This window comes from Leucobacter shiyiweii (assembly GCF_052446065.1).
GTDB lineage: Bacteria > Actinomycetota > Actinomycetes > Actinomycetales > Microbacteriaceae > Leucobacter.
Genome location: NZ_CM127080.1, coordinates 1,445,772 through 1,471,126 on the forward strand (window position 1 = coordinate 1,445,772; position 25,355 = coordinate 1,471,126).

The following is a 25,355-nucleotide window of genomic DNA, read 5'->3' on the forward strand; positions in this document are numbered from 1 at the left end:
TCCGGGTCGACCTCTGATGGGCTGCCGCGTGCAGGCTAACGCCTGCACTTGCCGAGAGAAAGCTCGGCTGGTTGTTCCGGTAGTCACCCGGCTGGAAGCGAAGGTGGCCAGCTTCTGTTGACCGCTGGTTGGCGAGGTTCCCACTCAGAATCCTGGACCAACTGTTGACGCAGCAGAGGTTCCTACCCGTTCTTCCCATGCCGTGGGCAGCGCAGCTGTCCGCGGCCCCCGGGCGCCAATCTCGATCCTGCCCGCACAAGGGGCCACGAATGGCTCGGAGAATCGACTCTTTGGCCTATTCGTGTCCCCTTGCGTGAATCGCCGGGCGGAAGGAGCGAACTGGCGAGCGGGGACAGCCTGACTCAGGGGCGTGTCGATGCAGGGGCCCCGCCGGGCTGGCCCCGGCACCCGGTAGAAGCGGTACCTACCGGCCGAGGTCGCGCTCGGGGCTCCCGATGTACAGCTGCTGGGGACGGCCGATCTTCGTCTGCGCGTCTTCGTGCGCCTCGCGCCACTGCGCGATCCACCCGGGAAGTCGACCGATCGCGAACAGCACCGTAAACATGCGGGTCGGGAAGCCCATCGCCTTGTAGATCACTCCGGTGTAGAAGTCGACGTTCGGGTAGAGCTTGCGCTCCTTGAAGTAGTCGTCTTCGAGGGCGATCTGCTCGAGCTCCTGCGCGAGGGCGAGTAGCGGATCGTTCACACCGAGCTCAGCAAGCACCTTCCCGGCGCTCTCCTTCACGATGCGGGCGCGCGGATCGTAGTTCTTGTAAACACGGTGCCCGAAGCCCATGAGCTTCACGCCGTCTTCTTTGTTCTTTACCTTCTCAACGAAGGCCTGCACGCTCTGACCCGAATCACGGATCTGCGCGAGCATATCGAGCACTGCCTCGTTGGCACCGCCGTGCAACGGGCCCGACAGCGCGTTGATACCGGCCGAGATCGAGGAGAACATGTTCGCACCGGTCGATCCGACGAGGCGCACGGTCGACGTCGACGCGTTCTGCTCGTGGTCTGCGTGCAGGATAAGGAGTTTGTCGAGCGCGTCGACGAGCACCGGGTTCATCTCGTACTTCTCGGCGCGGTTACCGAAGTTCAGGCGCAGGAAGTTCTCGACGAAATTCAGGTTGTTGTCGGGGTACAGGAATGCCTGCCCGATCGACTTCTTGTGCGCGTAGGCGGCCAGCACGGGCAGCTTCGCGAGCAGGCGAATCGTGTTCACTTCGACGAACTCGGGCACCGCGGTGTCGAGCGAGTTCTCATAGTAGGTCGACATGGTCTGCAGCCCGCCCGACAGCACAGCCATCGGGTGCGCAGTGTGCGGAACGCCCTCGAAGTAGTAGCGCATGTCTTCGTGCAGCAGGGTATGGCGGCGGATCTCCCCATCAAACGCGTCCAGCTCGTCTGCAGAGGGCAGCTCGCCGTAAATCAGGAGGTATGCGACCTCAAGGAACGTGGACCCGGATGCCAGCTGCTCGATCGGGTACCCGCGGTACCGCAAGATGCCTTCTTCGCCATCGATGAAGGTGATCGCCGACTTCGTAGATGCCGTGTTCACGAAACCGTAGTCGAGAGCGGTGAGCCCGGTCTGCTTGGTCAGCGTACTGATGTCAATGGCCGAATTGCCATCGGCCGCGGCAAGAACCGGAAACTCGGCCTCGCTGCCGTTTACAGTGAGTTTCGCGGTGCCAAGGCTCTGGCCCTGAGTCGATTCAGTCACGTCGTCTCCTCGTGGGGTCGGTGTGGGTACGGCGCACCTGATGCGGGCACAGCACTGTTTCAGCTTAGCCGTTACACGGCAATATTTCGGCGCGTCTTTGGGGTTCGCGACCCCCAGACTATCTCGATATCGAAACAAATACGCAATTTCTGTGCGTATTGCAACGTTCGAGAAGTGGCCAGTGTCCAGCGAATCTAGCTGCCGTGAGCGATGCGGCGTGCAGCCTCAGCGATGTCGGAGTCGCTCGCGGTCAACGCGAGTCGCACGTGATTTGGCGAGTGGTCGCCATAGAAGTGACCGGGCCCCACGATGATGCCCAGATCGGCGAACTGATCCACGCTCTGCCACGCATCGACCCCGCGGGTCGCCCACAGATACAAACCAGCTTCGCTGCCCTCAACCTCGTAACCCGCAGCTTGAAGCGCCGGAAGCAGCACGGCTCGCCTCGCGCGGTACAGCTCGCGCTGCGCGTCGACATGGGCTTCGTCGCCAAGCGCGGCGACCATGGCGGCCTGTACCGGGGCGGGGAGCATCAGGCCAGCGTGCTTGCGCACGGTGAGGAGCTGATCCACCAGCTGCTGATCACCCGCCACAAACGCGGCGCGATACCCGGCGAGGTTTGACTGCTTACTCAGCGAGTAAGCAGCGAGCACTCCGCGGTGGTCGTCGCCTACGACACGTGGATCGAGCAGCGACGGAATCGATTCACGCGTCCAGGGGGCTTCCCACCCGAACTCGGCGTAGCACTCGTCGCCGACGATCACGGCCCCAAGCTCGCGAGCGCGCACCACGGCAGCACGCAGGGCATCGATACTCAGCACTCGGCCGTCGGGGTTGCTCGGGGAATTCAGCCACACCAGCCGAGTGTTCTCTGGCCACTCGGCGGGATCGTCAGCGGCGACCGCATCTGCGCCGACAAGCGCCGCACCCATCGCGTAGGAGGGGTAGGCGATGCGGGGAAACGCGACAGCCTCCCCCGCCCCGATGCCCAACAAAAAGGGCAGCAGCGCCACGAACTCCTTCGAGCCAACGGTCGGCAAGACAGCGCTCGGTGCAACCGTCACACCGCGGCGACGCAGGTACCATTCGGCGATCGCTTCACGAAGGCGCGGGGTGCCGGCAGTCGCCGGGTAGGCGTGGGCATCGGTTGCGGCGGCCAGGGCTTCACGCACAGAGACAGGAGACGGATCCACTGGGGAGCCAACGGACAGATTGAGCGCGCCACCGGGATGGGCAGCCGCACGCTCCGCGTACGGCGCCATCGCGTCCCAGGGGTAGTCGGGCAGGGGCCCGCGCACGCTACTCTCCCTGCGGCGGGAGCGCCGCGATAACCGGGTGGTCGAAGGTGTAAATACCCACCTTGGCAGCGCCGCCGGGCGAGCCGATCTCGTCAAAGAACTCGACGTTCGCTTTGTAGTAGTCGGACCATTCGCTCGGCAGATCATCTTCGTAATAGATGGCTTCGACGGGGCAGACCGGCTCGCACGCGCCACAGTCGACGCACTCGTCGGGGTGGATATAGAGCGAACGCTCGCCCTCGTAAATGCAATCAACGGGGCACTCATCAACGCAGGCGCGATCCTTCACATCGACGCAGGGAAGCGCGATTACGTAAGTCATGTCGTCCGCCTTTCATGAGCCCGGGGATGGCCGAGGATGCCTTCCATCCTAGGCCCCCGCGTGAGTCCAAAGCTCACTGTCGAAGCGGGCGCGTCGGAATTTCGGACGTGACAATGGGGATTTCCGAGGTGAGTGTTGACACCAGGTCGGGTTCGCTCTCGCGCGGCAGCATCGCTGCGGAGAGGCCCGGGAAGCGCCCGAGAATCGGGCCTTGGCCATCAAGAGCGACGTCCCGAGGCTCCCCCGGCTCGACGGTAACTTCCACGCCACGCACGGTGACCGCCAGCGGCTCGTCACCATCGAGGAGCGTGAAGCTAATCCGCGCCGCGGTGAGCTCGACCCCGAGCACCCGGCCGCGCCAGGCGAGCTTGAATCGCAGACCACCCCAGTGTTCGGGCAAGCGAGGATCGAACTCCAGTTTGCGGCTCACATCGCGGAGCCCCGCGAAGCCGTTGACGAGCGCCATCCACACGCCGCCTGTGGAGGCGATGTGCACCCCGTCGGCCGCGTTTCCGTGCAGATCGTCGAGGTCGACTCGGAGCGCCTGATCGAAGTAGGAATAGGCGAGGTCTTGGTATCCGACCTCCGCGGCGATGATCGACTGCACGACCGCGGAGAGCGTTGAATCCCCCGTGGTGAGCGCGTCGTAGTACTCGAAGTTGCGACGCTTCTCGTCTGTCGTGAATTCATCGCTCGCAAGCAGCATGGCGAGCACCACATCGGCCTGCTTCAGCACCTGGAAACGGTAGATCACGAGCGGGTGGAAGTGCAGCAGCAGCGGCTTCTGCTCGGGCGGGGTGGCCTCGAGATCCCACACCTCGCGCTCAAGGAAATGCGCGTCTTGCGGGTGCACCTGTAGCTCATCAGAGTACGGGACGCACATGCCATCGGCGGCGCGCTCCCAAGCGAGTACTTCTTCGGGCTGCAGCTGCAGCCGATCCACCAGCAACGCGTGATCGCGGGGCGCCTCTTCAGCGAGCGTGCGTACGACCTCGGCAGCGAAGCGCAGATTGAACCGCGCCATCACGTTGGTGAAGAGATTGTCGTTTACGACCGTCGTGTACTCGTCGGGCCCCGTCACCCCGTGAATGTGAAAATTGTGCGTTCCGTCGGCATCGGTGCGCCAGAAACCAAGGCTCGCCCACATGCGGGCGGTCTCGACCGCGATGTCGCTGCCACCCAGCAGCATCACCTCGAGGTCACTCGTCGCGCTCACGTAGCGCGCCAGAGCGTAGGTGATGTCGGCGTTGATGTGGTACTGCGCGGTGCCGGCGGCGTAGTAAGCGCTGGCCTCCTCGCCATTGATGGTGCGCCAGGGGAAGAGCGCACCCTCCTCGTTCATCGTCGCCGCGCGCCCCCGGGCCTTCGACAGCATCCGGTGTCGTGAGCGGATCGCGTTCCTCGCCCACTCCGGGCTCGTGTATGTGAGAAACGGCAGCACGTATATCTCGGAATCCCAGAAGTAGTGTCCGCTATATCCTGACCCGGTGACGCCCTTCGCCGGGATGCCGAGGCCGTCGGCGCGTGCGGTGGCCTGCGCGAGCTGAAAGAGGTTCCAGCGGATCGCCTGCTGCACCCCGGGCTCGGCGTCAACCTCGACGTCTGCACGGTTCCAAAAATCGGCAAGCACGTGGCGCTGCTCTGACCAGCGACGCTCGGGGGCCTCCGCCTCAAGTCGGTTCAGCGATTGCGTGGCGCGATCGATAAGTTCGCTGAGGGTGGCGGTGGCCGAGGCGTGATACACGACGGTCTTTTGGAGGCGGATCGTGCGTCCGGCGCGCGCCACGCCCTGAAAGACGTGCCGCAGCCGGTCCTCAGTGCCGTCGACGCTGGTGCTCCACTCATCCTCGGTCTCGCCGCCGAGACCGGGGTCGAAGTCGTGATCCACGCCCAACGCGAGCGTCATGCCCGAGTTGCGCACCCGGTAGCTGAGCACGCTCCGACGGCCCTGCCGCACCATGGGCCCGGGATCGAGCACGCGCTCACGCATCACCTGAGCCTGGCGCGGGTCGTCGGAGGGCGGCTCAAAACTCGCGCCGCCAGGGTCTTCAGTGCGCACTCGAGCGAGGTCTTGCCGGTTCATGATCAGGCTACTCACCGTCACGTCTGCGTCTGCATCGAGCACCGTGACCCGCATCTCCAGTGTCGCGAGGTGACGGGAGGCGAGCGAGACCAGGCGGCGGGTCTCGACGCGCACACGTTTGCCGGTCGGCGTGCGCCACAGCAGGGTGCGGGCAAGTGTGCCTGCGCGCAAGTCGAGGGTGCGGAGGCAATCGAGAATCTCTGAAGATTCGAGGTTCAGACGCTCGTCATCAACATAGATGCGGATCGTCTTCGCGTCGGGCACGTTGACGATGGTCTGGCCCTGCTCGGCGAACCCGTAGGCTCCCTCCGCGTGCTGAATTTGCCAGGTTTCGTGCAAGCCATTGATGAACGTGCCGTGGCTGCCCAGCGGGGTGCCCTCTTCGTGGTTGCCGCGCATGCCGAGGTACCCGTTGCCGAGGGCAAGAAGAGTCTCGTCGACCGCGGCGGATTCGTGGTTGATGCCGGTCACGGTCAGTCGCCAAGGGTCGTCTCCGAAGTCACGACGGATCTCTTCGACGTGGGCCCCAAAGGGGTCGGGCCCGAAGCTCATCGCACCAACTCGTCGAGGTCTGCCACCACGAGATCTGCGCCCGCTGCGAGCAACGCGTCTGCGCCGGCACCGCGGTCGACGCCCACGACCAGACCGAAGCCGCCAGAGCGGCCTGCCGCCACACCCGACTCCGCGTCTTCAAACACGACCGACTCGTTAGGCGCCGCGCCAAGGCGCTCGGCAGCTGCGACGTACGTGTCGGGGTTGGGTTTGCCGGGCAGTCCGTCTGCTGCGGCGATAAGCCCATCGACGACGACGGTGAAGCGATCGCGCACGCCAGCTGCGGCCAACACGGCCTCGGCATTGCGTGAGCTCGACACGAGGCCGATCTGCACGTCGAGCATCGCGAGCGCATCCAACAACCGGATGGTGCCCGGGTAGGGGGCGATCCCGTCGCCAGCTAGGAGATCGGCGAAGACACGATTCTTGCGGTTACCGATGCCCCATATGCTGAAAAAGTCGTCATCTTCGGGAGTGCCTGCGGCGAGCTCGATCCCTCGGGAGGCCAGCACCGCTGCGACGCCGTCGAAGCGCGGCCGCCCGTCGAGCAACTCGTAGTATTCCTCGTCACCGAAGGGCTCAAGTTCGCGCCCTGCGAAATACTGGTTGAACGTCTCGCGCCACGCCTGCATGTGCAGCGTGACGGTCGGAGTCACCACCCCGTCGAGGTCGAAGAGAAACGCACGAAAGGGCGCGATCCGCTGGTCTAGCTGCTGGGTATCGACCATATCTTCAGTCTATCGGGGAGGCTTGCCCGGCCGCGACGGCGTGCGACTCGACTCAGTTCGGCACAACAAACACAGAGCCCAGAAAGGTGCCGTTGGTGGTCTCGCTCGTGCTGTCGATGTCGACTGATTGGGCGAACACCAGGCGATCCCCGGTCTGGAGCAGACGGAAGAACTGTGCGACCTGATCGGCGGTGCCGGTAACCGTGACGGTGATGGGGATCTCAACGAGACCGGTCGCCGGGGCCGCAACACCCTCAGCCGGGTCAGCGGGCGAGGCACCCTCTCCAGCAGCGGCATCCGTCGCTGGCTCGGCGGCAGGGTCGCTAGCAGCCTGATCCTCCGCAGCAGGCGTGGGGAGAATGGATTGCCCCACGGTGAATTCAGACAGGGTCGCCCCCGACTGACCTTGAATGTTCGCTAGCTCGCGTAGAAAGACCGGCCAGTCCGTGGTCACGGGAATTGCGATCTCAAGCTCTTCGAGTTCTGAGAGGAGTTCCGCCGAATCCTCGTCGGCTTGTTGCAGGATCGCAAGCTGCGCGCGCTGGGTCTCTACCGTGAACGCCGTCGTATCAGCGAGGGAACGGGTCGTCGATGCCGTGTTGAGCTGTGGAAGCAGCCCGACGACCACCCCGTACAGCACCACGAAGGCACACAAAACTCCGGTAATCAGCACCCAGAGCCTGGTTTTTGCGCTCATTGAGCTTCCTCCTCAATGAAGCGACCGGCTCGCACCGTGTCGTTGAACACGAGTTGCAGTTGGGTCTCAGACGTAATTGTGTCTCCTGCGCTCAAGAGTGAATTGACGATCACAATTCCGCAGACGAATCCCTCGAGTTGCTCGGCACGGTCGAGAAATGCCGCGGCTGCGCTGAGCCCGCCCTCGCCCGGAGTCGACAAGGTGAGATCGATCGAGGCACCAGACGCGGGGCACGCGTCGAGAACTGCCGGGTCAGGTGCGGCGTCAGTTTCGCTGCCCGGTAGCGACGCCGCAAACCGCACGATGCTTGACCCGTCGGGCACGCTGCCCAGCACCTGGTCGCGGAGCTCCATGAAGAGCACCTCGGTCTCGGTAATCACTGTGCGGTCTGAAGATCTGCCGCCCACGGCCGCAAGCATCTCTTGCGCTTCACCGAAGCCCGCAATCTGAGCATTTAATGACTGCGACTCGGCTTCAACCGCGGCGAGTTCCTGGTTCGCGAGGGTAACTGGAATGGTGCCTGCCGCAAAGATGAGACCGGCAACGGCCCCGCTGGCGACGAGCGCGAGGAGGAGCTTCGGCAGCGTCTGTTCGTGTCGCTGTTCGGCGCGTTGCCGCTCGGGGAGCAAATTCACCCGCGGGCTTCGCCCAAACTCGATGGGGCTTCGTTTTCTTGCCATGCGCTACCCCTTCCTCAGGCCCAAGCCGATGGGAATCGCCAGTTCAGACTCGTACCGTGCCACCGTTTCCGGGTCGAGGCTCTTGTCGAGACGCACTCCCGCGCTGGGAGTGCCGAGCGTCACGGGAAGTTCGACGTACTCGCCGACCGCGCGCACAAACCCGGGCACAAGGGTCTCGGCACCCATCACGATCAGGCTCTCGATGGGTTGGCCCCCGAGGTTGCTGAGGTAGTAGCTGTTGGTGCTGCGGATAGACCCAAAGATGCTGCGGAGGGCCGCGAGCATCGCGTCGGCCGTCTCTCGATACTGTGGATCGGCCCCCTGGTCGATGCCGATGGTCTTCTTCAGCGCCTCGGCCTCTTCACGCTCCAGCCCGGTGAGATCCTCCACCGCGTCGGTGACGGTTTCACCACCCGCCGGAACGATGCGCACGAAACGTGGGGTGCCGTCTACCGCGACCACGATGAAGGTGGTGCGAGCGCCGAGGTAGACCACGGTGTGACACCCGTTAAGCTGCCCGCCGGGCATCAGAGCCCGGAGCATGCCGAACGGCGAGAGGTCGACGCCTGCAGCCCTGAGCCCCGCGTCTTCGAGCGTCGCGACATTTGTCTCGACGCTGTCTTTGATTGCGGCGACAAGCAACCCTTGCACCTGCGGGGGGTCGCTGCCCTCTACTTCGGCAACGGGATAGAAATCGAGAATCGTCTCAGTCACGGGCACCGGCAGAAGGTCGGCCACCTGGTACGGCAGCGCCTGCTGCAACTGTGGCAACGGCATCAGTGGCACCGTGTGGTCACGCACGAGCACACGCTGGTTCCCCACTCCGAGTACCACACGCTTGCTCTTGAAGCCGCCTTCCCGCCACAGTTGCTTCAGCGCGTTCGAGACTGCAGGTACGTCAATAATCTCGGAGTCTCTCGCTGCCCCCTCGGGCAGGTCGACCGCGTGCACGCGATGCAGGGTCGGGTGGCGGGCAATACTGCCGCTCACCTCTGCGGCAAGAATGCGTCGGGCAGAAATGTCTAGGCCAATGGTGCGTGTGGCCATTCAGCTCCCCTTTGCCGGTCGGTCAGTGCACATCGTTCATTTTCCTTTAGCCTAGTGCCCAGAGTGACAGGTATGCGTGCATGATGGCCGGGCCCACGCACAGGCCAAGCCACGCACCCGCAAGCATGAACGGTCCGAACGGAATTTCGGTCTTCCGGCCGCCACGGCGCAGCACAATCAGAGTGAGCCCGTAGACGGCGCCTAACACGAAGCCGGCGAAGGCGCCGACCGCGAGTGCATCCCAGCCGACAAATCCGAGCGCTGCCCCGAGCACCGGGGCGAGTTTCACATCTCCTCCGCCGAGCCCGCGGGGGTAGACAAGCACGATCAGGAAATACGCCGCGAAGAGGATCGCCGCACCCGCGAGAGTTGACAGCAGTTGCGGCCAGTTGCCGCCTATCGCCGCCGCAGCCGCCAGCAATCCGGCAACGACCGCGATACTCGGCAGCACGATCGCATCGGGAAGTCGTTTATGCTCAAGATCGATCAGCGTCAGGGCGATGCTGATCGCGGCGAGCCACAGGTATGCGGCGAGCACGAGCCACGCGGCAATGGCAGACAACGCGCCAGCTGCCCCAAAGATTGTTGCCGCGCCCATCACACTGAACACCCACCCCGCCACCAGGACGAACGCTACGCCCGTCGCAATCTCGACAAGCGGATAGCGTGCGCTGATGCGTGTGTTGCAGCTCGCGCATCGGCCTCTCAGCAGGAGCCAGGAAATCACGGGCACATTGTGAAACGGGCGGATCGGCGCATCGCACGACGGACAGTGGCTGTCGGGCAGCAGCGACTCCCCTCGCGGCACCCGCCAGATCACCACATTCAGAAACGACCCGATGAGCAGGCCGAACACCCCGGCCGCGGCCGGAACCCAAGCCTCCATCAATCGACGTTGCGCTGCACGAGCAGTGAGCCGAGCGCCGGGGTGATGGTGGTGCCGCCGCCGGGGGAACCACCACCGGTTGTCGGCCATCCGGGAAGCCCGATGGGGGCGAATTGAACGGTGGAGTTTCCGCCCACGCTGACACTCCCCGCGTAAATGTTGCCGGTAATGCTCGTGTTACTCAGTCGCACACCGCAGGGGGTGTAGGCGAGTACGTGCACCGGATCCAAGATCCGTGTTCCCTCGAAGTTGATGGCTCGACTGTTGCCACCAAGCGAGCAGACCGGATCCCCGTCATTTGAGGTGCCCGGCTGCACCAGCCAGAGCTGTCGCGGTGCATCTCCCGCCGAGGTGAAGGTCATGCCATGCAGGTTGAGTTCGTCGACAACGAATGCGACATTGTGAGAGAGCTCCACCGAAGAGTTGGCGCTGGAGTTCGAGTTTGTGGCTACGTCTCCACATGCTCGGAGATCGAACACCGTATTCATAGTCAGATTGCGGAGATCACCCCAGGCGCTTCCCGGGTTCTTTGTCCAGGTGTCGCACGCGGCATTCCCCGTGACCGTGACCGGATCGAAGCCGACCCAGTCCGCCGGGTCATAGGCAAAGTCTCGCCATGGCTCGATGACCGGGGCCGGCACCAGATCCGGCACCGCGAGGGTTTGGAAGGTGAGCGCGCTTGCCGGTATCTGGCAACTGCGCTGCGAGACATTCGTACCGCTCGGTGGCGAATTCCAGCTGATGCTGTTGGTGACGCTGCGGACCACGCATCCGGGCGTGGTGCCGCCTACTGAGTTGTTTCCAACTAGCCGAATATTCGCACCTGCGGTGAGGGTTCCTGGGAGCGCCAAATTCCAGTCGGCAACATCGATCGCACCGCCAACTGTGACGTCACCGTTGACCTGAGAACGGATCGTCGTGGTTGCGCCTGTCCGTGCAGCGGTAATGTCACCGTCGACACGCGAGTTCCAGTCCACGATCACCGAGCCGTTGGTGACGATGTCGCCCTCCACCCGCCCAGTGACTGTCGTAACCCCGGTGCCGACGGCGATGACATCGCCCTCTACTGTTCCGGTGATTCGAGCGCGGTCGGCAACAATGAGATCGCCCTTCACTCGTCCGTTGATCACGGTCTCTCCGGAACCTGTGACAGTGAGGGTCCCTTCGATCACTCCAGAATTATGGAGCGAGACGAGACCGTTGGTGAACACGTCCCCGCGCATGGTTCCGCTGAGGTCATGAGTGCCGGTTCCGGCGAGCCGAACATCACCGGTGATCAGATTGCTGCCGTTGTTATTCGTCCGGAGGGTTCCGGCGAGGTGCACATCGCCGTTGACGATGCAGGGATGAAAATGGGCTCCGGCTGAACCAATCAGCCCGCCCGGCAGCGAGATGCCGTTGCAGTCGAATTCAGCGTTGGCGGTGGTGACCCCGATCGGACTCCCGTCGAGGGTCGTCAGGGTGAGGCCGGGGTGTGTGGCAAACCCGTTCGCACCACCGGTATAGACGATACTGTTGCCTCCCGCCTCCGGGTCAGGCTCTGTGCCTCCGGGGACCCAGGTGTACCGCGCTTCCACCCGTGCGACGCTGCCCTGGGAATAACCTGTCGCAGTGATGATGACCTCACGGCCTGTGCCGACCGGGACACAGTTGGGGGCATCGCTGACGAAGTCGTATCGCAGTGCCGCAGTGTCGTGGGCCAGCGCCGCCAGGTCAGTGGTGCAGGGGTCGACTTCCACGCTACGCATGCGGGCTTCGGCTGCGGCAATTCCGGCCTCTGCTGCGGCCTGAGCCTGCACAATGTTCTTGTTGGTCGCGGTGACCTGCGAGGAGCCGACGATCGCAACGAGGAATGCTGAGATCAAAGCGACCCCAACGATGAACACCATCAGCACCATCGGCAGCGCGATGCCCCGATCGTTGCGCAGGTGCAGGCGCAGTCGGAGCGGGTGCTGAGGAAGCGAGCCACGGGGGGTCATGCGTTCATCCTCTCAGTGGGGCGTAATGCTCAGAAGCATGTCGTGGCCGGAGTGGCCACCTGCCCCTGGGTGCGGTTGCGGGCATCACCAACAATGTTGATGGCGCCCTCATCGGCGGTGGTAACCCGCCAGGAGTAGGTCAGGGTTCCTTCCACGCCTGAGGCGGCCCCGCCTGCGAAGAACGGCAAGCTGACGGTTCCCTCACTGCGTGGCCCGACCCCAGTAAGCAGGGTGGGGAGAGAGCTAGGTGCATTCCAGGGCTGCCCGGCGCTGTCGGGCTTGACGTCGCGGGTGAGGTTGCGCTCGTTCCCTGTGCCGGTCACCTGCCAGCGCACACACTGCCAGGTTATCGAGGCGGATCGCCCCGCAACCGACGCCGTAAGCGTCGCGCCGCCGTCGGTGACGCGGAACTCACGGGCATTGCGGATATCTGCGCGAAGCAGGGTGGCTGCGTTCTGGCCATCGCTCGCGGAGGTGGTCAGCCCGGAAACGGTCGATTCGGACCGAAACAGGCTGACCATAGTGGTCGCGATGATGGTGGAGATCAGACCGAGCACCACGATGTAGACCGCGAGTTCAACCAAGCTAAAGCCCGCATCATCTACCCTGCGGTTGCGGTTCATGGTGTACTTTCGGCGGTGACTACCTGAGTGGTGGCTTCGGCGATGGTGTCGGTGTCGGTGTCGGCGGAAAGCGCCTGCACCCGGATGGTGACGGTGGCCAGGCGATCGGCACCACACGCTACCGTGCGGTCAGCCTGAAACTTCTGGCTGTCTGGCGGGGTAAGGCCGATCGGCTGATTGGTCTCACCCGAACACACAAGACCGGAAAGTTGATCACGGCTCTGATCGAGCTGAGTTGCCACGATGCGGTTTGCCTGCGCTACCTCGGCATTCTGGACTGCGAGACGCACGGAGTCGATCACCAAGGGAAAGAGACCGACGAGCACGATTCCGAGCACGACGATAGCCACCGCGAGCTCGGTCATGCCAAACCCAGAATCCTGTCGGTCAGGTCTCAACGCCCTAAATTCCACTAGCACCTAGTTCAGATTATCTCAAATAACAAGGCGGTGGGAGCATCAACATTTCTCCCACCGCTCTGTCAAATCATCGAATTGCTAGCAACCTGGGGCAGATCCCTTGGTTGCCGTGTAAGTTCCATTCGTTGCCGTGACACAGAAATTCGTGAGGTCCGCATCGGCCGGATCAGCAGGACCGGTCAGCGTTACTGAAGTGACTGGATCGACTTCTAAGGCAGAAAGACCCGCATCTGCGACCACACCAGACGCGATGTTTGAAGCAACAATTGCTGACCCGTTTGCAGCAGCAGCATCGACGTTAGCTTGCTCCGCAGCAGTCTGCATGCTGGTAAAAACAGGAATAGCAATCGCAACAAGGATGCCGATAATAACGATGACGACCGCGAGCTCAACGAGCGAGAAGCCCTTGTCTCCGTCGGCCTTGCGGTTCTTCAGAACGTTCTTCATACGCTCAAGCATGTGTGACTCCATAGGTCGTGCACCGGGATGTTATGGCCCCCGAACGGTGCTGATCCGGGAACATTCTCATTCTACTGGGATTCAGTACAACATTGCGTAGGGTTGCCGTTCCACACATTTCATTTGGCACCGAGTGCCACTGTGTTTGGAGTGTGGATTCTCAGCCCTGAATAGCGCCGACGAGGCCGAAGATGGGCAGGTAGAGCGCGACTACCATGCCGCCGATCACCACGCCGACGAGCACGATGAGTAGCGGTTCGATGAGCGAGGTGAGCTGATCCGCCGCGGTCTCGACCTCGCGGTCGTAGAACTCGGCGATGCTCTTGAGCATCTTGTCGAGCGCACCCGAATCCTCGCCGACTGCGACCATCTGGGTCACCATCGGCGGAAATACCTCGTGCTGCGCGAGCGGCAGGGCAAACGGGCGCCCGTGCCGCACCGAGTTCTCGGCTTCGAGCAGCGCCTGCTCAATCACCCAGTTATTCGAGACCTTCGCGACAAGGCCGATTGCCTGCAGCATGGGCACGCCCGCGTTGAGCATCACCGCGAGATTGCGGCTGAACCGAGCGATCGCCACCTTGCGAAACAGCTGCCCAAAGATGGGCATGTTCACCTTGGAAGTGTCGACGAACTTCCGAACCTTTTCCTCATGCTTGTTGCGCGAGTACCAGAACGCCACCGCGATGGACACGATTACGAGGAGCGGCACCCAAATGACGGCGGAGCGCGACATCGCTACCAGAATCTGGGTGGGCAGGGGCAGCTCGTCGCCAAAACCGGCGAACAGGCTCTCGAAGGTGGGCACAACGAACACCAGCATCGCGATCACCGAAAGGATAGCAACGAACAGCACCACCACGGGGTAGGCCATCGCGCCCTTCACCTTTTGCTGCAGCTTCAGTTCGGTTTCGAAGTTCTTGGCCACCGATTCGAGTGCCTCGTCGAGGAAGCCGCCGGCCTCTCCCACGCGCACCAAGTTCACCATAATCAGCGGAAACACCTTCGGGCGTCGCTCCATCGCACTCGACAGGGACGACCCCTGCCCCACCTCACGACGGGTATCTGCGAAGCCCTTGGCGAGAATCTGGTTCTCGGTCTGCTGGCCCACAATCTCAAGCGCACGCAGAATCGTGACGCCCGAACCCACCATTACGGAAAGCTGCTGTGAGGCGATCGCCAGGTCTTTCAGGCTGGGCTTCTTTTCAAGAAACGCGATGTTCAGATCTTTATTGAGACCCAGCGAATCGTTGTCTTTCACCCACACAGGAATGAGCCCCTGCGCCTCAACCGCGTTCACGGCTGCGGCCTCGCTGGCGGCGTGCAGGCGGCCCTTCACCGTCTTGCCGGCACTGTTGCGCGCGCGATAGACGTAGAGCGTGGTGGATTCGGCCATGGCCTAAAACCTCTTGCGGCGCGGCAGGTCTTCGACAGCGAACTCGTCATCGAAGCCGAGGCCCGCCCCCGCCATGGCGTTGGCCGCCGCGTCGCGATCACCGGCACCGCGGGTCGCCAGCGATTCGAAGCTCTTCAGGTCGCTTGCTTTCTCGCGAGCATGATCGTAAGTCACGATGCCTTTTCGCACGAGGTCGGCGAGCGACTGATCCATCGTGTGCATACCGTATTCGGCACCCGATTGCAGGCTCGAATAAATCTGGTGCGACTTCGCCTCGCGCACGAGGTGCGCGATAGCCGGGGTCATCTTCATCACCTCGGTCGCCACCACGCGGCCACCGCCGACCTTGCGCAGCAGCGTCTGCGACACCACGCCCTGCAGGCTGGCCGAAAGCTGCGTACGAATCTGCCCCTGCTGATGCGAGGGGAAGACATCGATAATGCGGTCAATCGACTGCGCCGCGTCGACCGTGTGCAGCGTCGCGAACACGAGGTGCCCGGTCTCGGCCGCCGTGAGCGCAACTGAGATCGACTCGAGGTCTCGCAGCTCACCCACGAGGATCACGTCGGGATCTTGTCGCAGCACGTGCTTCAGTGCCGCCGCGAAGGTGTGCGTGTCGGTGCCGACCTCGCGTTGATTCACAATCGATTTCTTGTGTTTGTGCAGAAACTCGATCGGGTCTTCCACCGTCATAACGTGACTCGCCAGATCGGTGTTCACCACGTCGATGAGCGACGCAAGGGTGGTTGATTTGCCTGACCCAGTTGGCCCGGTCACCAGCACCAGGCCGCGAGGCAAGTACGCAAAGTCGCGCACCTGGGGCGGCATACCGAGTTCATCGAGCGTACGAATCTTGTTGTCAATGAATCGGAAGGCTGCACCCAACGAGTTGCGCTGCCAGTACATGTTGACGCGGAACCGACCCACCCCTCCTGCGGAATACGCGAGGTCCAGCTCAAGATCGGTCTCGAGACGCTCCCGCTGATCGGGAGTGAGGATCGGCAGCAACACCTCTCGCAACGTCTCTGGGGTGAAACGGCCAAAGCCTCCCGGCATATGCAGCAGCTGGCCGTCGACGCGGATCACGGGCGGCGCGCCGACCGCCAGGTGCAGATCTGAGGCCTGCATGTCAGCGACATACTTCAGCGCTTCATCCAGCACAAACGAACCCGTCATGGTGTCCCCCTTTTGCGGTGCCGTGCGAGCGGCAACCTCATCACAGTGTAGCCAGTGCCGCGTCGATGCGTAGGCAATGCCACCGCTGAAAAATTCACGATGCGACGCGCAACACTTCTTCGATCGAGGTGATACCTTCGAGCACTTTGCGCCAGCCGTCTTCACGAAGCGGGATCATGCCCTCCTCGACTGCGAGCTGGCGCACCTCGAGGCCGGAGGCATGCGCGACCGCGAGGCGCTGCACGCCCTCGCTCACAACCATCACCTCGTGCAGAGCGACACGACCCCGGTACCCGGTGTTTGAACAGCGGGAACACCCCACCGGCTCACCCACCAGTGCTTCGCCGCCGGGAATGATGAACCCGAGCGTTTCAAGCAGCTCAGTATCGGGCTTGCGCATCACCTTGCAGTGTGCGCACAGTCGTCGTGCGAGACGTTGCGCCACCACAGATTCGAGCGCCGAGGCCACAAGGAAAGGCTCGATACCCATCTCAACGAGTCGCGTGATCGCGCTTGGTGCGTCGTTCGTGTGCAGGGTGGAGAGCACGAGGTGACCGGTGAGGGCCGCCTCAATCGAGATCTGCGCCGTCTCGGCGTCACGAATCTCGCCCACCAGCACCACATCGGGGTCACCACGCAAAATCGAGCGCAGCGCGCTCGCAAAGGTGAGGCCGGCACGCGGGTTTACCTGCATTTGGCTCACCCCGTCCATGCGGTACTCGACCGGATCCTCGACCGTGATCACGTTAATCTCGGGCCTGGCCACCTCGCTGAGTGTCGTGTAGAGAGTGGTCGACTTTCCCGACCCTGTCGGCCCAGTGACGAGCAGCATGCCGTGCGGCTTGCGAAACGACTGCGAGTAGACATCCATATTGCGGGGCGACATGTTGAGATCAGAGAGCTTGATCTTCGACGCCGAGTTGTCGAGGATACGCATGACGATCTTCTCGCCCCACACCGTCGGCAGTGTCGCCACGCGCAGGTCGATCGCGCGGCTGTTGTGGGTCACGGAGATGCGGCCATCCTGAGGCTTGCGCCGTTCTGCGATGTCGATGCCGCTCATGATCTTGAGCCGCGAAATCACCCCGTCTTTGATCGATGCCGGCGCCTGCTGCACGTCGTGCAGCACCCCGTCGATGCGATACCGCACCCGCAGCCGCTTCTCAGTCGGATCAATGTGGATGTCGGAGGCGCGATCCTGAATCGCCTGCGAGATGATGAGATTCACGAAGCGCACGATCGGTACATCGTCGTCTTCGTCTTCGAGGCTCTCGGTCGCTCCAGTGCTGCCCGTCGTGGCGGCGCTCGCCCCCAGCTCGCTCGTCAGATCGGCGATCTGATCGTCGAGGCGCACGTAGCGATCGAGCGCGAGCGCCATCGCCTCTCGCGTCGCCACGACGGGCACCACGGTGAGACCAGTCGAACCCGCGACATCGTCGAGGGCGATGACATCATCGGGATCCACCATCGCGAGCGTGAGCTCATTGCCGTCGAGCGCGATCGGCAGCACGTAATGGCGACGCACCAGATCGGGGGCCAGCTTGGTCACAGCCCGCGGATCGACCGGCGTCTCGAGCAGATCAACGTAGCGCAGATTCTGCGTGAAGGCGAGCGCCTTCGCCAGGTCTTCACCCTTCAACAGGCCCGTCGCAAGCAACTCCCGCTCGGCTCGCCGCTCCCCCACCTTGGCGATCGCCCCGGCCATCGTGTCTTTCGGCACCGTGCCTGTCAGAACCAAGTGCTCAAGTATGCGACGCATGACATCCCCCTAGGTTGTGCAGTTGTCTCACAGCGGGTGCTGTTGTTCTCAAAATAGTGGATCGAGCGAGCGTTACTCCGCCACCACCTCGGTGCCGATACCGCGAGCCGTGAAAATCTCGAGCAGTACTGAGTGCGGCTCACGCCCGTCGATGATCGCCGCTTTCGGCACCCCGCTGCGCACCGCGTCGAGGCAGGCACGCATCTTCGGGATCATGCCCGACTCAAGACTGGGGAGCATCTGTTCGAGGTCGCCAGCGGAGATGCTCGAGACGAGCGAGTCGCGGTCAGGCCAGTTCGCGTAGAGCCCGGCGACGTCGGTCAAGATGACGAGTTTTTCCGCTCCGAGCGCCGTCGCGAGAGCCGAGGCCGCAGCGTCGGCGTTGATGTTCAATGACGCGCCCGGATGCTGCTCGTCGGGAGCGATGCCCGCGACGACCGGAATCAGCCCGGCATCGAGCAGCGCCAGCACGGGTTCGGGGCGCACGCCCACGACGTCGCCCACGAGGCCGAGATCCACCATCGCTCCGTCGACCTCGATCGGGGGGCGACGGCGACCGATGAAGAGACCTGCGTCTTCGCCAGTGGTGCCCGCGGCGAGCGGGCCGTGCGCGTTGATCTGGTCAACTAGCTCGGGGTTCACCTTGCCGGTGAGCACCATGCGCACGACGTCCATGGCCTCGGGGGTGGTGACCCGGTACCCGCCCTGGAACTCACTCGCGATCCCGAGGCGCCCGAGCATGTCGGTGATCTGCGGACCGCCACCGTGCACGACTACCGGGCGGATGCCGGTGTGGCGCAAGTAGACCACGTCTTCGGCGAAGGCGCGCAGCAACTCTTCGTCGATCATCGCGTTGCCGCCGAACTTGATCACCACGATCGCGTCGCGGAACTTCTTCAGCCACGGCAACGATTCGATGAGCACCTCGGCCTTCGCCGCCGCCTCTTCGTGCTTCAGCGGGCTCGTCGTGTTGGTCATGAGTTCATCCTAGAGAAGTGGAGTGCAGGGGCAGGGGAAGCCGGTTGTGTCACATGAGCGAGTTTGCGGGGTGGCATCATCGATGGCCACCCCGCGAAGGCGCTCCGGAGGGATGCAACAGGGTTGCCCCGCCCCAGCACGGGGTCAACTCGAGTACGCGCTGTTCTCGTGCACGTAGTCGTGCGTGAGGTCATTGGTTCGCACGGTTGCGGTGTGCTCGCCTGAGAAGAGGTCGATCAGCACGCGAGTCTTGCGCGGGGTGAGGTCGCACTCATCGACCGGGCGGTCTGGGCCGCCGGCGTGGCACAGGCGAACGCCGTTGAAGCTGACGTCGACCTGATAGGGGTCGAACGCGGCATCGGTGGTGCCGATCGCGGCGAGCACGCGACCCCAGTTCGGGTCATTCCCAAAGATCGCGGCCTTGAAGAGATTGTTGCGGGCGACGGAGCGGGCGACCTCGACGGCGTCTGCGACGCTGGCGGCGCCACGCACCTCGATGTCGATGTCGTGGCTCGCACCCTCGGCATCAGCCTGCAGTTGCGCGGCAAGACTGTCGCAGACCGCGGCGAGCGCCGCCGCGAACTCGGCCTCGCCCGGGCTGACTCCGCTCGCGCCGCTCGCGAGTAGCGTCACCTGATCGTTGGTCGACATGCAGCCGTCAGAGTCTAAGCGGTCGAAGCTGCCGCCGGTCGCACCGCGCAGGGCGCGATCCGCCACGTCGTCGTCGATGAGCGCGTCGGTGGTGATGACCACAAGCATCGTGGCGAGGCCGGGCGCGAGCATGCCGGCACCCTTCGCCATCGCGCCGATGCGCCAGCCGTTGCCCTCGTGCGAGGCGGTCTTCTCGACCGAGTCGGTGGTGAGGATCGCGGCGGGGGCGGTCGTGTCGTCTGCGGCGAGCGCCTGCACGAGCTGCGGGATGTTGTTCACGATCTTGTCGCGGAAGGACTGGTCGCCTGCGCCAATGAGGCCGGTGGAGCAGACGAGAATATCGTCTGCGGCGCTGTCGCTGGCATCGCCATTGGGGTCGCTACCGAGCGCAGTAGCCACGGCCTCGGCGGTCAGCCGCGTGGTCTCGTAGCCGAAGTCGCCGGTGAAGCAGTTGGCTCCCCCGGAGTTCAGCACGACGGCGCGCGCCGGGCCATTCTGTGCGACCTTGCGGCTCCACAGGATCGGGTTGGCTTGCGCCCGGTTGCTCGTGAAGACGACCGCCGCGGCGCGCGCGGGGCCGTCGTTCACGACGAGCGCCAGGTCGGGCTTTCCGGTCGACTTCAGGCCCACGGCGATGCCCGCCGAGCGGAACCCCTTCGGGAAGGTCACGGTCACGGGGCGACTCCATTCGTACTCAGGCCGGTGGCTTCGGGGAGACCGAGGGCGAGGTTGGCCGACTGGATCGCGGCTCCCGCCGTGCCCTTGGTCAGGTTGTCGAGGGCGGCCACGACCACGACGCGGCCCGCGGCCTCGTCAACGGCGAGGCCGATGAGGCAGGTGTTTGCGCCGAGGGTGTCGGCGGTGCGGGGGAACTGCCCCGCGGGCAGCAGGTGCACGAACGGCTCGTCGGCGTAGGCCTGCTCCCAGGCTGCCCGCACCTGAGTCGCGGTCACGCCTTCAGCAATGCGCGCCGTGGAGGTCGCGAGGATCCCGCGGCTCATAGGCACGAGCACCGGGGTGAAGCTGATCGTCGGCGTTACTGTCGCGCCTGCGTCGCGCAGCACCTGCTGGATCTCGGGAATGTGCCGGTGCGATCCGCCCACCGCGTAGGGGTTTGCGGTGCCCATGAGCTCGGCACCGAGGAGGTGCGTCTTCGCCGCCTTGCCCGCGCCGCTGGGGCCCACTGCCAGCACCGACACGATGTCGAGGGGTTCGATGACGCCGGCCGCGATGCCCGGGGCGAGCGACAGCGACACTGTGCTCGCGTTGCAGCCGGGGGCCGCGATCCGCTCGGCGCGTCGCAATGCCTCGCGCTGCTTGGTGAAGCCGCCGTCGGCACCGCGCACGAGCAGCTCGGGCACGCCGTAGGTCCACGGCTCGTGGTGCTCGCCACCGTAGAACGTGACCCAGTCGTCGCGCTCGCGTAAGCGGTGATCCGCCCCACAATCGACCACGAGGCGCACGTTCGTGAGCTGCGCGGTCAGCGTGCCCGAAGCACCGTGGGGCAACGCGAAGAACACGATGTCGTGGCCATCGAGCACCTCGGGTGTGGTCGCTTGAATGGTGAGGTGCGCGAGCGAGCGCAGGTGCGGCTGCGACTCGATAAGCGGGGAGCCCGCGCTCGAGTGCCCGGTGACCGTGCGCAGCTCGAACTCGGGGTGCCCGGCAAGGAGGCGCAAGAGCTCGCCGCCTGCATACCCGGAGGCACCCGCTACTGCCACACTCGTCGCCATACCCCACCGTTCCTGTTTTGCGCGCTCTGCCTTTTCGGCACTGAACTGTCTGCCCCCATTCTGGCACCCCTGGCTACTCGCCCCAACTTGAGGAAAAACCCGCCTCCACGCATCAATCTGGGGAAAGCCGCGCGCGGTCGGCCCACTTTTCGGGATACGCGCACTGGGAAACTGGTGCCTGCATGCGCGGGCTCGGCGCACAACGCCCGCGAAGCGGCGGCGGATACGACGAAACCCCCTCCGAGTGGAGGGGGTTTCACTGGTGACCCCAGCGGGATTCGAACCCGCGTTACCGCCGTGAGAGGGCAGCGTACTAGGCCGCTATACGATGGGGCCGTGTTCCTTGGCCGGGGAATTCCCTGCCGTGGCAACTAGACTATCTTGGCACATCACCGGTGCGAAGCAAAATCCGCGGTGGATCCGCCCACCCGCGTGTCGACGCTCTAGTATCGGGGGCATGCAGTGCTTCCGCCTTTCCCATGCCGGAGTAGTTCTTGAGCTCGATGGCGCTTCGCTCTTTGTTGACCCGGGCAACTTTTCGACCGGAGCGGAACTCAGCACCGCGATCGAGGCTGCAATGCCGATTGCGGGAATCGTAGTCACACACGAGCATGCCGACCACTGGACCCCCGAGAACCTGGTTGCTCTGCGCGCCGCCGCACCCGACGCACCCGTATTTACCACGCAGGCGACGGCCGACGCGCTGGCGGCGGCCGGGATCCACAATGTAATGGTGGTGCGCGAAGGCGACACGCACCAGGCGGGCCCGTTTGCGCTGGAATTCTATGGTCGCCGACACGAGGTCCTACACGCGAGCATTCCGGTGATCGACAACGTGGGGGTGCGCGTGAACGGCACCTTCGCGTACGGCGGCGACGACCTGACGCGGCCTCCGTTTATTGCCGATGTCCTGGGCGTGCCGATCGGGTCGCCGTGGTCAAACATCGCGCAGGTGATGGATTTCGTGCTGACCGCCGCGCCACGACGCGCCTACCTCACCCACGACGGGATGCTGTCGGCGAAGGGCGTCGGGCTATTCACCGCGCGGGTGCAGTGGTGCCTGGACCAGGTCGGGGGCGAGCTCATCACCCTGCCGCGACTCGATGCAGATCGTTCGGCGCGACTTGATCTCGCGCTGCCTGCAGCTTCCTAACGCCGACTCGCGGGGCTGACGGGCCCTGGTCACCGCCCCGTGCCCACCCCGAGTTCCTCCCTCTTCGCTCGGAGATCAGCGCAATTTCTGACCTAATCCGGCACTTCGCTCCCGGTAAGTGCATTTCTCCGAGCGAGCGCGAGCTGCGCGAAATTGATCGACCGCATTGTGGGCCTCTGAGGCTTTCCGTCGCGCGTGTGCGAAACCGAGACAGGTATACGGAGTGTTCGCCGTACCATTAGGCTCATGACCTTCGCAAACGTAGGAACTCTAGGTACTCTGCCGGGCAAGCGGGACGAGGTGGTCGCGATCCTTACTCGGTTGAATCTGGATCTCAGTGACGCGGGCTGCTTGCTCTACGAAGTCGGCGTCACTTCCGACGAACCCGACACCGTGTTTGTCGCAGAAATCTGGGAGTCGGCAGAAGCGCACCAGGGTTCGTTGCAGCTCGAGAGCGTTCGAGCGGCGATCACGGAAGCGATGCCACTACTGTCAGGCCAGATGGGTGGGAATCAGTTCACCGTCGTGGGTTCTCCCCTTCGTCAATAGTCGACACTTTTCTCGCATTACTCGGCCGTGGTTATGGGATCCACGAGCCGCGAAAACGCTAGCTCGACACCCAGGATCCGCTCGGCCGCGCGATGCCCGGAGCACATCGCCGCGTTGACGGTCGCGGGATCCTCACCCCACGTTGCCTCACCCGCGAGGTGCAGGACGTCGTCGATCGGGGTAGCGATGCGGTCGTGATCCTCCCCTGCGCAGCCGAGCGCCATGTATGCGTATGAGCCGCGCGTCCAAGGATCATCCTGCCAGGAGGTGCGCTGCGCCTGGACGGGCTCCGGCATGTCTTCACCGAAGATCTCCCGCAGCGAATCGAGCACGGAGGCGAAGAGCTGCTCGTCGCTCCAGGAGCGCGTTTGCTTGGCGCACTCCCCCGCGGCAAAGGTGAGCAGTGTGGGTTCCCCGTGAACCTTGGTCAGGTCGTACCAGGAGTGCCACCAGAGCGCGGCCTCACCCTGACGCCGAATTGCGTAAACGTCGGGGTCCCAGAACCGTTGGGCGAAGCGCAGGAAAACCTTCTCGAAAGCGTTCATCTCGAACTTCGAGATCGCATCCGCTACCGTCTGGGGAAGGGGCGGATCGAACACGATGCCGCCGATAACGCCGATCGGAGTCGTCACCACTGCATGATCGGCGGCGAACGGGCCACGCTCAGTCTCGATCACAACCCCGGTCGAGACGGCGGGAGCCCCGACACGAGTGACCCGAGAGACCACGTGCTCGAGACGAATGTCGAGCCCATCGGCGAGGCGTGATGCTAGTTCGTCGTAACCATTCGGGAACACGACTTCGTCGCCGTCGATCACCTCGTCCTCAAGTCCGTGCGCGTCGAGCTTTCGCGCATCGACACCATACTGCTCCTCGGAGCGATGGTCGAAGTACTCGATGACCCGCGCCGCACGATCCGCATCCCATCCCTCGCGTTCGGCAACTGCGCCGACTGCGAGACGGGTCACCTCGGCATAGCTCGTCGCGTACGGAGCCGCGGCGATAACCCCAGCGAGCTCGACATCGATGCGCGCGGCATCCGCAACAAATTGCTCGGTCTCGTCCGCGGTAAGCCGGGTAGCGTCGGGGCCGTAGTACGCGATGGGACGGCCACCGGCCTGGTAACTGCCCACCGTGAACTCGAGCATCGGCAAGCCGAAGCCCTGGGCGATCTGGTGCACTGGGCCACCCTTGATGCCATGAATCCAGGATGCGCCAAGATCGGTGGTACGTTCGCCACCACGATCGGTGTACACTCGCCCCCCGATGCGGTCGCGGGCCTCGAGTACGCAGACCCGCTGCCCCTGGCTCGCGAGGAGTCGCGCAGCGACGAGTCCAGAAATGCCGGCCCCTACGACGACCGTGTCGAATCGCTCCTGAACCAAATGCGCGCCTCTCTCAGAGATTATCTACGTGTTGAGGCCGAAGTGAACTGCCGCAACCCCTGATTCCCCCAGGCTAGCGCAGCAGAAATGCCGCGGTGTGGCGCAGCCAGCGAGTGCCGGCTGTCACGCACCCGGCCGGATCACGAGCTCGGGGATCTGCGCGTCGCGCGGCAGATCGAGCATTGTGAGGATGCCCGTCACGACTGATTCGGGGTCGATGAACTCGGTGGCGTCATAGGGTCGCCCTTCCTGCTCGTGCACGCGCTGTTGCATCGGTGTCGCCGTGCGCCCGGGGAAGATCGACGAGACCCGCACGCCGTGGGCGGCCTCCTCGGCGCGCAGGCCGTCGGCGAGCGCCTTGAGCCCATGCTTCGATGCCGCGTATGCGGACCACTCCGGCGAGGTGCGCAGGCCTGCTCCCGAATTCACAAACACGACCTGTCCGGTCGCGGCGCGAAGAGCCGGGAGCAAGATGCGGGTGAGTTCGGCGGGCCCGACGAGGTTGACGCCGAGCTGCCAGGTCCACGACGACACCGAGAGCGCGTCGACCCGGCCAAGATCGACCACACCCGCGACGTGGATCAGCGAATCGAGCCGCTCAGGCAGGTGTTGCCTCGCGAGCTCCTCTGCGATGCGCTGCGGCTCCGCCAGGTCCGCGACGACCGTCGTGGCACCTGGGAACCGTTCGCGCAGCACGTGAGCGCGGTCTTCGCTTCGAGCGAGCAGCACGAGCGTGTCACCACGGTCGACAAGTCGTGTGGCGAGCGCCTCGCCGATGCCTGAGCCAGCGCCAGTGAGGAAGTGGAGAGTCATTCCTCCATCCTCGCACGGCCAATTCACCGCCGGCGCTGACGCCTCGGGCAAAAGTGCGACGAGCGCCCCGCGAGGGTGATCTTGCGGATCGGCGTGCCGCAGCGCGGGCGCGGCGCCCCGGTGAGCCCCAGCGAATGAACACAATGAAATAATCCCCGGCGCAGTACCCGCGTTTGGGCCGGGAGCCTGATATGTACCCAGGTACGAGTGGGACCCACAAACCGGTACCACTGCCCGATGCGTTGCGACTGCCGCGATCCTTATCGTCA

Annotated in this window: 24 protein-coding genes and 1 tRNA gene; 2 read left to right on the forward strand and 23 right to left on the reverse strand. The window is 64.1% G+C overall.

All coding sequences use genetic code 11. From position 1 onward, the window contains the following. Positions 1-424 precede the first annotated feature (424 nt). From ACTNFJ_RS06700 to ACTNFJ_RS06795, 20 genes are all read right to left on the reverse strand, one after another. The gene (locus ACTNFJ_RS06700; protein WP_435905632.1) at positions 425-1,723 is read right to left on the reverse strand and encodes a citrate synthase; all 1,299 of its coding nucleotides are present in this window, start codon (positions 1,721-1,723) and stop codon (positions 425-427) included. A gap of 194 nt (positions 1,724-1,917) precedes the next feature. After that, positions 1,918-2,985 (reverse strand): succinyldiaminopimelate transaminase, encoded by a 1,068-nt coding sequence (gene dapC / locus ACTNFJ_RS06705; RefSeq protein ID WP_444711810.1) that lies wholly within the window; start codon positions 2,983-2,985, stop codon positions 1,918-1,920. Positions 2,986-3,022: 37 nt separating this feature from the next. Then, positions 3,023-3,343: a ferredoxin gene (fdxA, locus tag ACTNFJ_RS06710; RefSeq protein ID WP_435905634.1), complete on the reverse strand. Its 321-nt coding sequence runs from the start codon at positions 3,341-3,343 to the stop codon at positions 3,023-3,025. Between the two features lie 73 nt (positions 3,344-3,416). After that, positions 3,417-5,978, reverse strand: a complete 2,562-nt coding sequence (locus ACTNFJ_RS06715; protein ID WP_435905635.1) for a glycoside hydrolase family 65 protein — start codon at positions 5,976-5,978, stop codon at positions 3,417-3,419. Continuing rightward, positions 5,975-6,706, reverse strand: coding sequence for an HAD family hydrolase (locus ACTNFJ_RS06720; RefSeq protein ID WP_435905636.1), 732 nt, complete (start codon positions 6,704-6,706; stop codon positions 5,975-5,977). Before ACTNFJ_RS06720 ends, ACTNFJ_RS06715 begins: the two co-directional genes overlap by 4 nt. 52 nt (positions 6,707-6,758) lie before the next feature. After that, the gene (locus ACTNFJ_RS06725; protein ID WP_435905637.1) at positions 6,759-7,403 is read right to left on the reverse strand and encodes a hypothetical protein; all 645 of its coding nucleotides are present in this window, start codon (positions 7,401-7,403) and stop codon (positions 6,759-6,761) included. After that, the gene (locus tag ACTNFJ_RS06730; RefSeq protein WP_435905638.1) at positions 7,400-8,083 is read right to left on the reverse strand and encodes a PilN family protein; all 684 of its coding nucleotides are present in this window, start codon (positions 8,081-8,083) and stop codon (positions 7,400-7,402) included. Before ACTNFJ_RS06730 ends, ACTNFJ_RS06725 begins: the two co-directional genes overlap by 4 nt. A gap of 3 nt (positions 8,084-8,086) precedes the next feature. Then, the gene (pilM, locus tag ACTNFJ_RS06735; RefSeq protein WP_435905639.1) at positions 8,087-9,130 is read right to left on the reverse strand and encodes a type IV pilus assembly protein PilM; all 1,044 of its coding nucleotides are present in this window, start codon (positions 9,128-9,130) and stop codon (positions 8,087-8,089) included. Positions 9,131-9,176: 46 nt separating this feature from the next. Then, on the reverse strand, positions 9,177-10,016 hold the full coding sequence (locus tag ACTNFJ_RS06740; RefSeq protein WP_435905640.1) for a prepilin peptidase: 840 nt from the start codon (positions 10,014-10,016) through the stop codon (positions 9,177-9,179). Further along, positions 10,016-11,995, reverse strand: coding sequence for a polymer-forming cytoskeletal protein (locus tag ACTNFJ_RS06745; protein ID WP_435905641.1), 1,980 nt, complete (start codon positions 11,993-11,995; stop codon positions 10,016-10,018). The genes ACTNFJ_RS06740 and ACTNFJ_RS06745 overlap by 1 nt, the downstream gene beginning before the upstream one ends. A gap of 29 nt (positions 11,996-12,024) precedes the next feature. Continuing rightward, the gene (locus ACTNFJ_RS06750) at positions 12,025-12,618 is read right to left on the reverse strand and encodes a PulJ/GspJ family protein (RefSeq protein ID WP_435905642.1); all 594 of its coding nucleotides are present in this window, start codon (positions 12,616-12,618) and stop codon (positions 12,025-12,027) included. Next, positions 12,615-12,983, reverse strand: a complete 369-nt coding sequence (locus ACTNFJ_RS06755; RefSeq protein WP_444711768.1) for a type IV pilus modification PilV family protein — start codon at positions 12,981-12,983, stop codon at positions 12,615-12,617. The genes ACTNFJ_RS06750 and ACTNFJ_RS06755 overlap by 4 nt, the downstream gene beginning before the upstream one ends. Before the next feature lie 132 nt (positions 12,984-13,115). Then, positions 13,116-13,496, reverse strand: coding sequence for a prepilin-type N-terminal cleavage/methylation domain-containing protein (locus ACTNFJ_RS06760; protein ID WP_435905644.1), 381 nt, complete (start codon positions 13,494-13,496; stop codon positions 13,116-13,118). A gap of 160 nt (positions 13,497-13,656) precedes the next feature. Beyond that, entirely contained in the window at positions 13,657-14,889 is a 1,233-nt protein-coding gene (locus ACTNFJ_RS06765) for a type II secretion system F family protein (protein ID WP_435905645.1), read from the reverse strand. A 3-nt stretch (positions 14,890-14,892) separates the two neighbouring features. Then, complete coding sequence (locus ACTNFJ_RS06770; protein WP_435905646.1) at positions 14,893-16,065, reverse strand: type IV pilus twitching motility protein PilT; 1,173 nt, start codon at positions 16,063-16,065, stop codon at positions 14,893-14,895. Positions 16,066-16,159: 94 nt separating this feature from the next. Next, positions 16,160-17,824 carry a GspE/PulE family protein gene (locus tag ACTNFJ_RS06775; protein WP_435905647.1) on the reverse strand — a complete coding sequence of 555 codons (1,665 nt, stop codon included), beginning with the start codon at positions 17,822-17,824 and terminating at the stop codon, positions 16,160-16,162. A gap of 72 nt (positions 17,825-17,896) precedes the next feature. Then, positions 17,897-18,802: an acetylglutamate kinase gene (gene argB / locus ACTNFJ_RS06780; protein WP_435905648.1), complete on the reverse strand. Its 906-nt coding sequence runs from the start codon at positions 18,800-18,802 to the stop codon at positions 17,897-17,899. 144 nt (positions 18,803-18,946) lie between these two features. Further along, positions 18,947-20,128: a bifunctional glutamate N-acetyltransferase/amino-acid acetyltransferase ArgJ gene (gene argJ, locus ACTNFJ_RS06785; protein WP_435905649.1), complete on the reverse strand. Its 1,182-nt coding sequence runs from the start codon at positions 20,126-20,128 to the stop codon at positions 18,947-18,949. After that, positions 20,125-21,186, reverse strand: coding sequence for an N-acetyl-gamma-glutamyl-phosphate reductase (argC, locus tag ACTNFJ_RS06790; RefSeq protein ID WP_435905650.1), 1,062 nt, complete (start codon positions 21,184-21,186; stop codon positions 20,125-20,127). The genes argJ and argC overlap by 4 nt, the downstream gene beginning before the upstream one ends. Positions 21,187-21,446: 260 nt before the next feature. Then, positions 21,447-21,522: transfer RNA gene (locus tag ACTNFJ_RS06795), tRNA-Glu, on the reverse strand. 121 nt (positions 21,523-21,643) lie between these two features. Between ACTNFJ_RS06795 and ACTNFJ_RS06800 the strand changes: the two genes are divergently transcribed. Together ACTNFJ_RS06800 and ACTNFJ_RS06805 are read left to right on the forward strand one after the other, a co-directional pair. After that, entirely contained in the window at positions 21,644-22,339 is a 696-nt protein-coding gene (locus ACTNFJ_RS06800) for an MBL fold metallo-hydrolase (protein WP_435905651.1), read from the forward strand. Positions 22,340-22,585: 246 nt separating this feature from the next. Beyond that, positions 22,586-22,888, forward strand: a complete 303-nt coding sequence (locus ACTNFJ_RS06805) for a putative quinol monooxygenase (RefSeq protein ID WP_435905652.1) — start codon at positions 22,586-22,588, stop codon at positions 22,886-22,888. A 17-nt stretch (positions 22,889-22,905) separates the two neighbouring features. Here ACTNFJ_RS06805 and ACTNFJ_RS06810 read toward each other — a convergent pair whose 3' ends face one another. The 3 genes from ACTNFJ_RS06810 to ACTNFJ_RS06820 all read right to left on the reverse strand — a co-directional run bounded on the left by ACTNFJ_RS06810 (position 22,906) and on the right by ACTNFJ_RS06820 (position 25,304). Then, positions 22,906-24,273 (reverse strand): flavin monoamine oxidase family protein, encoded by a 1,368-nt coding sequence (locus ACTNFJ_RS06810; protein WP_435905653.1) that lies wholly within the window; start codon positions 24,271-24,273, stop codon positions 22,906-22,908. A gap of 123 nt (positions 24,274-24,396) precedes the next feature. Continuing rightward, positions 24,397-25,086 (reverse strand): SDR family oxidoreductase, encoded by a 690-nt coding sequence (locus ACTNFJ_RS06815; protein WP_435905654.1) that lies wholly within the window; start codon positions 25,084-25,086, stop codon positions 24,397-24,399. Between the two features lie 23 nt (positions 25,087-25,109). Beyond that, positions 25,110-25,304 carry a zinc finger domain-containing protein gene (locus tag ACTNFJ_RS06820; RefSeq protein WP_435905655.1) on the reverse strand — a complete coding sequence of 65 codons (195 nt, stop codon included), beginning with the start codon at positions 25,302-25,304 and terminating at the stop codon, positions 25,110-25,112. Between the last annotated feature and the right edge of the window lie 51 nt (positions 25,305-25,355).